9 protein-coding genes and 1 tRNA gene are annotated in these 12702 nt (G+C 62.2%); 4 read left to right on the top strand and 6 right to left on the bottom strand.

What is annotated here, in order from left to right; all coding sequences use genetic code 11:
* Positions 1–671 precede the first annotated feature (671 nt).
* Positions 672–2069: a GntP family permease gene (locus tag PCE31106_RS18815; protein WP_150564330.1), complete on the top strand. Its 1398-nt coding sequence runs from the start codon at positions 672–674 to the stop codon at positions 2067–2069.
* A gap of 270 nt (positions 2070–2339) precedes the next feature.
* The gene (locus PCE31106_RS18810; RefSeq protein WP_254441179.1) at positions 2340–3719 is read left to right on the top strand and encodes an FAD-binding oxidoreductase; all 1380 of its coding nucleotides are present in this window, start codon (positions 2340–2342) and stop codon (positions 3717–3719) included.
* Positions 3720–3893: 174 nt separating this feature from the next.
* Here the strand turns inward: PCE31106_RS18810 and PCE31106_RS18805 are convergent.
* From PCE31106_RS18805 to PCE31106_RS18785, 5 genes are all read right to left on the bottom strand, one after another.
* A tRNA-Ser gene (locus PCE31106_RS18805) sits at positions 3894–3984 on the bottom strand.
* 102 nt (positions 3985–4086) lie between these two features.
* Entirely contained in the window at positions 4087–5391 is a 1305-nt protein-coding gene (gene serS, locus PCE31106_RS18800) for a serine--tRNA ligase (RefSeq protein WP_150564329.1), read from the bottom strand.
* Positions 5392–5556: 165 nt separating this feature from the next.
* On the bottom strand, positions 5557–6963 hold the full coding sequence (locus PCE31106_RS18795; protein ID WP_150564328.1) for a replication-associated recombination protein A: 1407 nt from the start codon (positions 6961–6963) through the stop codon (positions 5557–5559).
* Positions 6964–7105: 142 nt separating this feature from the next.
* Positions 7106–7756: an outer membrane lipoprotein chaperone LolA gene (gene lolA / locus PCE31106_RS18790; RefSeq protein ID WP_150564327.1), complete on the bottom strand. Its 651-nt coding sequence runs from the start codon at positions 7754–7756 to the stop codon at positions 7106–7108.
* Positions 7757–7761: 5 nt separating this feature from the next.
* Positions 7762–10092 carry a DNA translocase FtsK gene (locus tag PCE31106_RS18785; protein WP_150564326.1) on the bottom strand — a complete coding sequence of 777 codons (2331 nt, stop codon included), beginning with the start codon at positions 10090–10092 and terminating at the stop codon, positions 7762–7764.
* Between the two features lie 319 nt (positions 10093–10411).
* Here PCE31106_RS18785 and trxB point away from each other — a divergent pair, with 319 nt between their 5' ends.
* Both trxB and PCE31106_RS18775 read left to right on the top strand, forming a co-directional pair.
* A complete protein-coding gene (gene trxB / locus PCE31106_RS18780; RefSeq protein WP_026132246.1) occupies positions 10412–11368 on the top strand; it encodes a thioredoxin-disulfide reductase in 957 nt (318 codons plus the stop codon).
* A gap of 98 nt (positions 11369–11466) precedes the next feature.
* Positions 11467–12144, top strand: coding sequence for a Smr/MutS family protein (locus tag PCE31106_RS18775; protein WP_017235377.1), 678 nt, complete (start codon positions 11467–11469; stop codon positions 12142–12144).
* Between the two features lie 211 nt (positions 12145–12355).
* On the opposite strand, the gene PCE31106_RS18770 is transcribed toward PCE31106_RS18775, so the two are convergent.
* Complete coding sequence (locus PCE31106_RS18770) at positions 12356–12694, bottom strand: P-II family nitrogen regulator (RefSeq protein WP_150552012.1); 339 nt, start codon at positions 12692–12694, stop codon at positions 12356–12358.
* Positions 12695–12702 lie beyond the last annotated feature (8 nt).

Raw genomic sequence — 12702 nt, 5'->3', positions numbered from 1 at the left:
CCGCTATGCAGTGCAGGCCTGATTGTTGCGTGTTCTTGTACCAGATTTGCTCGAATTGAGCGTAGCACATGAGACATAGGCGTGCCACGCGAGCTATTGGCAATTCTCGGGATTACCCGATATCTGCCTGAGCGCCGACTGGGCGTGCGGGTTACGACGGGAACGAGTGCTGGAGATACCTGGAGCCGGCGGCGGCGTGGCGTGGTGCGATGACCCCCTTATGTATTCGGGTGCTAGCCAAAGGAACTCAGAAAAAGACCCGGATCATCGTTCAGCGGCTTCACGCTGCGCGCCCCCGTCGATATAAATCTCACTATATGGGATATATAGTCATATATTGACATATTCGCCTTGCCGATTTTATTATGCGTCCACTGAAAAATTGTGACCGCAAGCGCAGACATGCAGATTCTCATCCCCCACTGCGTAGACGCTCCGGAACAAGGTTGTTCAGTGCCTAGGCAGTCGAGTTCAAGAGCATCGGTACGGACTCGTACGATCAAGGGTGTACACAATAGAAAGAAATCGGAGGTAGCGGTGGTTGCATCGATCGCTACGGAATCCGAATTAATTGATCGCGCCGTCTCCCCTTATGTGGCCCACGCATTCTGGCGACCCCGGCTCAGAGGCTCTGTGCGCGCTCATACGAAAAAAATCAGGAGTCAATTCAAATGGCAGTACTTGTTATTGTCGCCGTTCTGGCCTTTCTTGTTTTCATGGCCTACCGTGGACATAGCGTCATTATTTTTGCACCGATCGCGGCGCTCATCGCTGTTTTGCTGACAGAACCCCAGGCCGTTGGGCCGGCTTTCTCTGGCATATTTCTGGCGAAAGTGTCCACATTCTTCAAGCTGTTTTTCCCCGTCTTCCTGCTAGGCGCCCTGTTTGGCAAAGTCATTGAGCTTTCGGGCAACGCCCGTGCCATCAGTGCCTCGATTGTGCATCTCGTGGGTGGGCATCGGGCGATGCTCGTGATCGTTCTTGTTTGCGCGCTCCTCACTTACGGCGGCGTATCCCTGAACGTAGTGGTGTTCGCTGTTTACCCATTCGCCGCCGAGCTTTTCCGCCAAGGTGGAATCCCGAAGCGCCTGATTCCGGGCACGATCGCGTTGGGGGCATTTACGTTCACGATGGACTCCTTGCCGGGCAGTCCGCAGGTGCAGAACATCATTCCCATTTCGTTTTTCCATACCACCACTTGGGCTGCTCCGCGCCTGGGAACGCTTGGCGGCGTGTTGATCTTCATCACCGGCATGCTCTATCTCGAGTACCGTCGACGCGCGGCGGCCAAAGCCGGGGAAGGGTATGGCGTTGGACATATCAATGAGCCTGAACCGACCCAGACCGGGGAAAAGCTGCCGAACGTCTGGTTGGCGTTATTGCCGCTTGTGCTGGTGTGCTCCCTCAATTTCGCATTCTCGAAGCTGATTCCGTTGGCGTACTCGGATGGACACTATTCACTCAGCCTCGCCGGGCTACCTCAGGCACTTCCGATTGACGTGCGTGCGGAGTCCGCACTGTGGGCCGTCGAAGGCGCTCTGGTCGTGGGTATTCTCACCGTCCTAGCGACTGGCTGGCGCAAGATTGTTCCTCAGTTCATGGTGCGCTCGCAGCAGGCCGTCAACGGGGCGCTGCTCGCCGCGATGAACAGTGCATCGGAGTTCGGGTTCGGCGCCATCATGGCGGCGTTACCGGGTTTCGTTGTTGCCGCGAAGGCACTTCAGACGATTCCTAGCCCGCTTTTTAACCTGGGCATCTCGGTGACCGTACTCTCAGCGCTAACCGGGTCGGCTATCGCGGGCTTAAGCATCGCGCTTGGCGCGATGGCGGACACGTTCGTGCAGTTGGCACAGTCATCGGGGATTCCATTGGAAGTGTTCCATCGGATCGCTTCCATGGCGAGTGGGGGAATGGATACGTTACCGCACAACGGTGCCGTTATCACGCTACTCACCGTGTGCGGACTCTCGCATCGCCAGTCGTATCGGGACATCTTTGCAATTACGCTGATTAAGACGATGGCAGCTTGCGCGGCGATTCTGATCTTCTACACGACAGGGCTCGTGTGATCGTGCGAGCCTGGTGGAGGGCGCTCAAGTTCGCCTGAGTGGAAGCCTTGGCCGGCCCGGGTCTCGTGAGGCGCGGGTCGACGTGGCGCCCAGGCGCTTTTCAGTTCCCGGCCCCGTCTTGCTTTTCGCCGTCGCTCCACCCACGGGAACCGCGGCTTCTATCCTGCTTTGAGCCCATAAGCCCGTTTGAACGCGACCCAACGCAGCCGACATGGGCGGCGGTTTGGACTTGGGGGCGTGGCTAGCCCTGCCAAGACTTAGGAGGAAATTTTGAACAAATTGGAAAATCAGTCAGGAAGTGTTGCGCCGGTCGATTTGCCGGGAACGCTGAGCGATGTCGCCGAGATTGAAAGGTACTGCACCGACTGGAGTGGTCTGCGCGGCGGCCGCCCTGCAATCGTGTACCGGCCGCGCAGCAGTCAGGATGTCGCGCGTATCGTGCAACACTACAGTGGCGACTTGCAGCGCATCACAATTCAGGGCGGGCTTACTGGTCTAGCCGGGGGCGCCGTGCCCGACGAGGGGGATATCGTCATCTCCATGGAGCGCTTGGATCAGATCGAGGAGTTCGACGCCATCGGCGGTACGGTTACGGTTCAGGCTGGCGTTGTCCTCTCGCGTCTCGCGGAGACAGTGGAGGCGCAGAACTGGTACTTCCCGCTCGATATTGGCGCGAGGGGAAGCTGCCAGATCGGCGGCAACATCGCGACCAATGCGGGGGGCAATCGTGTGCTCCGCTACGGCCCGATGCGCGACCTCGTTCTCGGCGTCGAGGCTGTGTTGGCTGACGGCAGGGTTGTGTCGATGATGACTCGTGTGCTCAAGAACAATACGGGGCCGGATCTGAAGCACTTGTTCATTGGCACCGAAGGCACATTTGGCATTGTCACTAGAGCGGTTCTGCGCCTCTTCCCTAAGCCGGAGGTACGGCGCAGCGCCTTATGTGCGCTATCGTCATTTGCGCAGGTCACGGCGCTTTTGAAGGCTGCGCGAGGACGCTTGCCGGGGCTGTCGTCCTTCGAGGTCATGTGGGACGACTTTCTCCGCGCTTCAACGCGGGCGCTTGGGCGCTCGATGCCGTTCGCGGATGATCACAACGTCTACGTGCTCGTCGAGGCGGAAGGTAGCACGGCACCTCAGATGCAGGAACTCTTCGAGGGGTTCTTTGGTGCAATGATCGAGGAAAGCGTTGTTTCCGATGTCATCGTGGCACAGAGTCAGGCACAGTCCAACGCATTGTGGGAGATCCGTGACGGAATCGCAGAGTTGCTCAAGTCGCTCTCTCCATTCGTGTCCTTCGATGTCGGTATTCCTCTACGGGTGACGGGTGAGTACGTGGAGCGTGTACGCAATCTATTAGAGACGGCCTTTCCCGCAGCTTCCCATCTATTCTTCGGTCATCTGGGCGACGGCAACCTGCATATCGTGACTGGCCCGCATGTGAGCGAATCTGATCAGTTGCAGGCGGATGAGATCGTGTACCGGCTTGTCGAGGAGGTGAGCGGCAGCATTTCTGCGGAGCACGGAATCGGTCGCATAAAGAAACCTTTTCTCCACATTAGTCGAAGCGGCATCGAACGAGAGTTGATGGCGAAACTGAAGGCGACGCTTGACCCCGCGCAAGTTCTCAATGCGGAGCGCATTCTCTAATGTTCTGTCCCCGAAATAGCCGAGCAGATCACGGGGCCGCGATTCTCTAGACACCCGTGGTACGAAAATATCCGTCAGGTCAATAACGCCGTCGGCGCCTTGATAGTCATTTTGTAAGTCGCTGACGCACAAAACAAAAAAGCCCTTGAAAATTCAAGGGCTTCATTGTGTGCTTGGCGGAGAGGGTGGGATTCGAACCCACGGTACGGTATAACCGTACACCGGATTTCGAGTCCGGCGCATTCGACCACTCTGCCACCTCTCCAAGCGTTCTTTCTGCTTTGGTTCGCTGCCTAAGTGGCCTCAAGCAGCGAGAAAGAGATTATAGCCGAATTTCGTCAGCCGCCAACCCCCTTTCCAAAATTTTTTACGCGGCCGGCGCAAGGCGCTCGATGCCGCCCATATACGGACGCAGCACATCGGGCACGGTTACCGAACCGTCGGCGTTCTGATAGTTCTCCAGCACCGCGACCAGTGCGCGTCCCACGGCCAACCCCGAACCGTTGAGCGTATGCACCAGCTCCGGCTTGCCCTGCGCATTGCGAAAACGTGCCTGCATCCGGCGTGCCTGGAAGCTCTCCATGTTCGAACACGACGAGATCTCACGGTACGTGTTCTGCGCCGGAATCCAGACTTCCATGTCGTACGTCTTCGCGCTGCCGAAGCCCATGTCGCCCGTACACAGCACAATCGTGCGGAACGGCAGTTCGAGCTTCTTCAGAATCGCTTCCGCATGCCCCACCAGGCTCTCCAGCGCGTCATACGACTCCTCCGGACGCACCACATGCACCAACTCGACCTTGTCGAACTGGTGCTGACGAATCATGCCGCGCGTGTCCTTGCCATAGCTGCCCGCTTCCGAGCGGAAACACGGCGTATGCGCCACCATGCGCAGCGGCAACGCATCGCCCGCCAGCAATTCGTCGCGCACAAGGTTCGTCAGCGACACTTCCGCCGTCGGAATCAAATAGAAGTTCTCGATCCGCTCGCCATCCTCACCGCCCACCTTGCGCGGCACCTTGAACAGGTCGTCCTCGAACTTCGGAAGCTGCCCCGTGCCACGCATCGACGCCGCATTCACGATGTAAGGCACGTACGTTTCCGTATAGCCATGCTCGCTCGTGTGCGTGTCGAGCATGAACTGCGCCAACGCACGATGCAGACGGGCAATGCCGCCCTTCATCACCGAAAAGCGCGCACCTGCGAGCTTCGCCGCCGCATCGAAGTCCAGACCCAGCGCAGCGCCCAGATCGACGTGGTCGCGCGGCGTGAAGTCGAACGCGCGCGGCGTGCCCCAACGGCGCACTTCCACGTTCTGCGTCTCGTCGGAGCCCAGCGGCACGCTCTCGTGCGGCAAGTTCGGCACCCCCAGCAACACGTCCGACAGACGCGTCTGAATCTCCTCCAGACGCACCGACGACGCCTTGAGCGTGTCCGCAATGCCGCCGACTTCAGCGATTTCGGCCGAGGCGTCCTCGCCCTTGCCCTTCTTCATGCCGACCTGCTTCGAGAGCGCATTGCGGCGGGCCTGCAGCTCCTCGGTTTGCGTCTGAATCTGCTTGCGCTCCGCCTCGAGCGCAGCAAACGTCGCCACGTCCAGCGTATAGCCGCGCGCCTTGAGTCGCGCCGCAACGCCGTCGAGATCCTTGCGAAGTAGTTGAATGTCGAGCATGGTGGGGTGTCTGTCGTTAGCGGCCCATCGTCGTGGGCCAAAAAATTCGTTCTGGCTGCCCGCTTGCCCATCAAGGCACCGGAGGCAGCATCAAGCCAGGGATTTTACCAAACGCTCACGGCGATTTCGCCATTTGGCGCGTTTGCGACGGCAACTGCAGCCGCGTCAGGCCGATTCATCGTCGGAAGGCTCGACCGGCGCGGGCTTGCCGGAAGCCGTCGCCCCCGCGCCCGATGGCTTGGCCGCGGCGTCGGCTTGACGCCCCTTGGTGTTCGCGCGCCGCCACTCGGCATCGAGCGACTTCAGCCAGTTGAGCTTCTCCCCAATCTTGCCCTCCAACCCCCGCGGCACCGGACGGTACCAATGTTGGGCGCGCAAATCGTCGGGGAAATACGTCTCGCCCGCCGCGTAGGCATCGGGCTCGTCATGCGCATAGCGATACTCGTGGCCGTAGCCGAGTTCCTTCATCAACTTCGTGGGCGCATTGCGCAGATGGATCGGCACCGCCCGCGACTTGTCCTTGCCGACGAATGCCCGCGCCTGGTTGTATGCGTTATAGCCCGCGTTCGACTTCGGCGCCGCCGCAAGATACAAGATGGCCTGCGCGAGGGCGAGTTCGCCTTCGGGCGTGCCGAGGCGCTCGTAAGTCTCCGCCGCATCGAGCGCGATGCGCGCCGCGCGCGGATCGGCCAGACCGATGTCCTCCCACGCCATGCGCACAATCCGGCGCGCGAGATAGCGCGGATCGGCGCCGCCATCGAGCATGCGGCAAAACCAGTAAAGCGCACCGTCCGGCGAGCTGCCTCGCACCGACTTGTGCAACGCGCTGATCTGGTCGTAGAACGCATCGCCGCCTTTGTCGAAGCGCCGCAGATTCTCGGCGAGCACGCTGGCGAGCAACGCTTCGTCAATCGTCTTGAGGTTCTGCATCGCCGCCGCCTGCGCGACGATCTCAACGTTGTTGAGCAGCTTGCGCCCGTCGCCGTCCGCCGAATCGATCAGGCCCTGGCGCGCTTCGTCGGTGAACCCGATGTCGCCCAGTTCATGCGCCGCGCGCACAATCATCTCGCCGAGTTCGTCGTCATTCAGGCTCTTGAGCACGTACACCGCCGCGCGCGAGAGCAACGCGCCATTCACTTCGAACGACGGATTCTCTGTCGTCGCCCCCACGAAAATGAAGAGCCCCGATTCGACGTGCGGCAGGAACGCGTCCTGCTGCGCCTTGTTGAAGCGATGCACCTCGTCGACGAACACGACGGTTTGCTTGCCCTGTCCGCGCTGGATCTGCGCGGCCTCGACGGCGTCGCGAATATCCTTGACGCCCGAGAGCACCGCTGACAGCGCGATGAAGTACGCCTTGAACGCATCCGCCATCAGGCGCGCCAGCGTGGTCTTGCCCACGCCCGGCGGGCCCCACAGAATCATCGAGTGCGGACGCCCCGCTTCGAACGCCACGCGCAAAGGTTTCCCCTTGCCCAGCAAATGGCGCTGGCCAATCACGTCGTCGATGGTACGGGGGCGCAGGCGCTCGGCCAAAGGCACCGAAGCCGACAGAGGGGCGTCGTTGGACATGTTCTCAAGCAGCGCGGCCGGGGAGTCCCCGGCCGCTTTCGGATCGTCAGATGTCCCCATTATGCCAGCCCGGACACCGCCCCGCCGGCAAGTCACGCCACCGAGGACAGGCACAACATGGACTGATGCGGACGAAGCGCGTTCAACCCTTGATCAGATCGGCCCCCTTGGGCATCGTGAACTTGAAGTTGTCCGCCGACATCGGCGGATTCTTCTGGATCTTGTCGAACGTCAACAACGTGACGTTGCCGAAGGCGTCATAGAGCTCCATTGCCGCCAGGTTGCCGTCGCGAAACCCGATACCCACGCGCTGGAACTGCGTGTCTTTCGCCTTCGGCTTCAGTTCCACCCAGTCGATGCCGTTCTTCACGCCGGCGTCCTTGAGGGTGAAATTCTTCTCGATGTCGTTGCTGCCGAACAGGATCGCGGCCGGGCTCGCGCCCAACGAAGCGCCCAGCTTGCGCTCGGTCACCTGGTTCAGATCCTTGTCGTAGATGTAGAGCGTCTCGCCGTCGGCCTGCAGCAGTTGGTCGTAAGGCTTGACGTAGCGCCAGATGAAGCGGCCCGGGCGCGCAAACTCGAAGGTTCCCGAGGCTGCGTTCGACACCTTCAAGGCTCCGTCCTGCTGGCCCTTGACCTGCTTCTGCTCAAACTCGCCACGCGCCGACTTCACTTGCGCGACAAACGCCTTGAGCTGCGCCGTGCCGCTGGCATAGGCGGGGGCGACCAGCGCCGCCAGCGTCACACCCACAGCACCCGCGATAAGCGGCAAGCCGCGCTTGAATCCCAACATATTCCTTACTCTCCTTCGCGATTCGGCACCAGAATATCCCGGTTACCGTTGCTCGCCATCGCCGACACAACGCCGGACTGTTCCATCTGTTCAAGCAGTCGCGCCGCCCGGTTGTAGCCGATGCGCAGATGCCGCTGTACCAACGAAATCGACGCACGGCGCTGCTTGAGCACCACGGCCACGGCCTGATCGTACAGCGGGTCGGACTCGCCACCGCCCTCGCCGGTTCCGCCGCCCGCGCCACCGGCACCGTCGATGCCGCCGTCTTCACCGTCGACAACGCCGTCCAGAATGCCCTCGACGTAGTTCGCCTCGCCCTGCTCCCGCAGGCGCTCGACCACGCGATGCACTTCGTCATCGGCCACGAACGCCCCGTGCACCCGCAACGGCAATCCCGTGCCCGGCGGCATGTAAAGCATGTCGCCCATCCCCAGCAACGTCTCGGCCCCCTGCTGGTCGAGAATGGTGCGCGAATCGATCTTCGACGACACCTGGAACGCCACGCGCGTCGGCACGTTCGCCTTGATCAGCCCCGTAATGACATCGACCGACGGACGCTGCGTCGCCAGAATCAGGTGGATACCCGCCGCACGCGCCTTCTGCGCGATGCGCGCGATCAGCTCTTCGACCTTCTTGCCGACGACCATCATCAGGTCGGCCAACTCGTCGATCACCACGACGATATACGGCAGGCGCTGCAGCGGCTCCGGCGCGTCGGGCGTGAGCGAGAACGGGTTCGGGATGTGCTCTTCGCGCTTGGCGGCGTCGTCGATCTTGTTGTTGTAACCGGCGAGGTTGCGCACCCCGAGCTTGCTCATGAGCTTGTAGCGACGCTCCATTTCGGCCACGACCCAATTCAGCGCATGGCCCGCCTGACGCATGTCGGTGACCACCGGACACAGCAGATGCTGGATGCCTTCGTACATGCTCATTTCGAGCATCTTCGGATCGATCAGGATGAGCCGCACCTGCTCGGCGGTCGCCTTGTAGAGCAGCGACAGGATCATCGCGTTGATCCCCACCGACTTGCCCGAGCCCGTAGTACCGGCCACCAGCAAGTGCGGCATCTTCGCCAGATCGGCCACCACCGGCTTGCCGCTGATGTCCTTGCCCAGTGCGAGCGTGAGCAGCGATGCCGAGTCGTTGTAGATCTCGGAGCCGAGAATCTCCGTCAAGCGCACCGTCTGACGACGCGGATTCGGCAGTTCCAGCCCCATGAAGTTCTTGCCGGGAATGGTTTCGACCACGCGAATGGATACAAGCGAAAGCGAACGCGCCAAATCCTTCGCCAGGTTGACGATCTGGCTGCCCTTCACGCCGGTGGCCGGTTCGATTTCGTAGCGTGTGATGACCGGCCCCGGATACGCGGCCACAACGCTCACATCGACACCGAAATCCTTGAGCTTCTTTTCGATGAGGCGCGACGTGAATTCAAGCGTCTCCGCGGAGACGGTCTCCTGCGCGGCCGGGGCCGCATCGAGCAACGCCAGCGGCGGCAGGATGGAGTCGGGCAGATCGGCAAAGAGCGGCGCCTGCTTTTCCTTCTCGACACGCTCGCTCTTCGCGACGACCTTGACCGGCGGCACGATCTGCACCGGCTCATGCACTTCCGCACGCACGCGGTTCTGCACGATGGCCCCTTCGCGTGCGATCGCGGCCTCCTCGCCCAGCCGACGGTCCTGACGCGCCTCGCGGCGCCGGCGGATCACGGTGCCGGTATCGAGAATCAATGCGCCGAACTGCTCGGCAACGCTCAGCCACGAGAAATGGAACAGCAGCGACAGGCCGAAAACGAAGATGAGCAGCAATGCCAGCGTGCCGCCGGTGAAGCCGAGCGCGTGCTGGAAGAAGCCCCCGACGGTCTCGCCGATCACGCCCCCCGAGGCGCGCGGCAATTGGGCTTTGAGGCGATATAGGCGCAGCGATTCGATGCCGGCACTGGAGAGCAACAGCATCAGGGACGAGAGGATCTCGACCCATCCGCCACTGGCCAGCCGTTCGCGCAGCGGGGGCGCTTCGCGCTTGGCCGAGATCCGGCGATAGCCGGAAATCACGCGCCGGGCGATGAACACCACCAGCCAATACGCGGAAAGGCCCAGCATGAGCAGCAGCATGTCGGCCACCCAGGCCCCCACGCGCCCCGCCCAATTGGCGATGCGCTCCACGTGCGCCGCATGCGTCCAGCTGGGATCCAGACGGCTGTAGGACAGCAACGCCATCAACAGGAACACCATCAGCGCGACCTGCGCCATCCAGCGAATTTCATGGAAGAGGTGCGTCACCCGGTTGGGTAACGACGATCCGGCACCAGCAGAGTAGGAAGATTTCGTCGTCATCAAGCCATGCGGTTGGGTGGGCAGACGGGCGGCCTGCCGCGCGGCAAGGCTCCATTGTAAACAACTATTCCCCCACTTAACGCACGAATACGTGACAAGCCGTAACGCCGGGCCTCCCGGCGGCCTTCGGCAGACGGCCGCGACCGAGCACTTGCCCGCCCTGGTGGCGCGCGGGCTATCGCGTCGATTGCAAGAGTCGATCAACGAAACGACGTCGGCCCCTTATAATGGCGGTTTGCGCCAATCCCCGCGCCGCGCCATCGCGGTGCAGGATCGGATCGGGCGCCAGCCCCCATCCCTTTCCGGTGAGTTCTCGTTCATGTCCGTTGCCAAGCACGCCAAAGTCCTGATTCTCGGTTCCGGCCCCGCCGGTTACAGCGCCGCCGTCTATGCCGCGCGCGCCAACCTCAAGCCCGTGCTGATCACAGGCATCGCCCAGGGCGGCCAGTTGATGACCACGACGGACGTCGAGAACTGGCCCGGCGACCCGACCGGCGTGCAAGGCCCCGAGCTGATGGCCCGCATGCAGGCCCACGCCGAGCACTTCAACACCGAGATGATCTTCGATCACATTCACACGGTGCATCTGAATGAGCGTCCGCTGCGTCTGATCGGCGATTCCGGCGAATACACCGCCGATGCCCTGATCATCGCCACGGGTGCCTCGGCACAATATCTCGGCCTGCCGTCGGAAGACGCTTTCTCGGGCCGCGGCGTGTCCGCCTGCGCCACGTGCGACGGCTTTTTCTACAAGGGCAAGGAAGTCTGCGTGGTCGGCGGCGGCAACACGGCGGTCGAAGAAGCGCTGTACCTGTCCAACATCGCCAGCAAGGTCACCGTGATCCATCGTCGCGACAAGTTCCGCGCCGAGCCGATCCTGATCGACCGCCTGCTGGAAAAGGCCAAGCAAGGCGCAGTCGAACTCAAGTACGACACTGTGCTCGACGAAGTCACCGGCGACGACTCGGGCGTGACCGGCATTCGCATCAAGAACGTGAAGACCGGCGCCAGCGAAGCCATCGCGCTGCATGGCGTGTTCATCGCCATCGGCCACAAGCCGAACACCGACATCTTCGAAGGGCAGCTCGAGATGAAGAACGGCTACATCGTCACGCACAGCGGCCTGAACGGCAACGCCACGGCCACCAGCGTGCCGGGCGTGTTCGCGGCAGGCGACGTGCAGGATCACGTCTACCGTCAAGCCATTACCAGCGCCGGCACGGGCTGTATGGCCGCGCTCGACGCCCAACGTTACCTCGAAAACCTCGACCAGTAACTGCTGAATGACCTGCGACGGCGCCCTCGCCACGTGAAATTTCATACGCTGGGGGCGCCGTTGTCGTTTGATCTCCCACCGACCTTGTTCGCACGACCATGAGCAAGAAGCCTCCCAGACTCGGCCTCGGCGATCTCGCCGGCCTGCGCGATGCGATCGCCAAGGATTCGGCCGCGCGCGAAGCTGAACGCCTGGCCGCAGCCAAACGCGCTGCGCAAGCCAAGCGCGATGCCAACGTGTTCCGCGACAGCGTGGGCGACATCGCCCCGATCGCTCGCAAGGGCGCGACCGATCGCGTGGAGCATCCGCGCCAGCCGCCCGAGCCGGTGGCCCGTCAGACACAGGAAGACGAAGCGGCCGTCCTGCACGAATCGCTGTCGGACGAGTTCGACCCCGAAGCCCTGCTCGACACCGACGATCGCCTGTCCTATCGCCGCCCCGGCATCAGTCACGACGCCCTGCTAAAGCTGCAGCGCGGCGAATGGGTGGTGCAGGCGCAGATCGACCTGCATGGCATGCGTCGCGACGAAGCCCGCGAGGCGCTGTCCGCCTTCCTGAACGACGCCGTGAAGCGCGGCCTGCGCTGCGTGCGCGTAATCCACGGCAAGGGACTCGGCTCCGTGAACCGCGAACCCGTGCTCAAGGACAAGGTGCGAGGCTGGCTGGCGCAAAAGGACCAAGTGCTGGCCTGGGCGCAAGCCCAAGGACGCGACGGCGGCAGTGGCGCGTTGGTCGTTCTTCTGCAGGGCGCGCAGACGCGAGCACCGCGCGGCTAGTCCTCGCGCCGCGGTGCGCGCCGAACACACCACGTCGCACGCGCCATCACCGTCGCAGACGCGGCAAATGCCGCAAACGCCATCGTCTCAACTTACGCGTCATCAACGCCAAAGGGCGACGCCGCCTGCGCAGTCGTCGCCCTCCTCCGTCCAGCCCTTTGCGTCTCGCCCCGCTCGCCGCCGCAACCTCGCGACGACGCCCGAGCCGGCGTCAGACCGCTTGCTCGCCCTCTTCGCCCGTACGAATGCGGATCACGCGCTCGACGTCGGTCACAAAGATCTTGCCGTCACCGATCTTACCGGTGCGCGCCGCGCTCAATACCGCGTCGATGACCTGATCGGCCTGTGCCGAGCCGACCACCACTTCGATCTTGATCTTCGGCAGGAAGTCGACCACGTATTCGGCGCCGCGATACAGTTCCGTGTGACCCTTTTGACGGCCGAAGCCCTTCACTTCCGTGACGGTCAGGCCGGTCACGCCGACTTCGGCCAGCGCTTCGCGGACTTCGTCGAGCTTGAAGGGTTTGATGATGGCAGTTACGCGTTTCATTGTCGCCT

Origin of the sequence: Pandoraea cepalis (assembly GCF_902459665.1) — a bacterium.
GTDB lineage: Bacteria > Pseudomonadota > Gammaproteobacteria > Burkholderiales > Burkholderiaceae > Pandoraea > Pandoraea cepalis.
The sequence above is the reverse complement of the archived record's forward strand: the minus strand, read 5'-3'. Positions and strand labels throughout refer to the sequence as shown.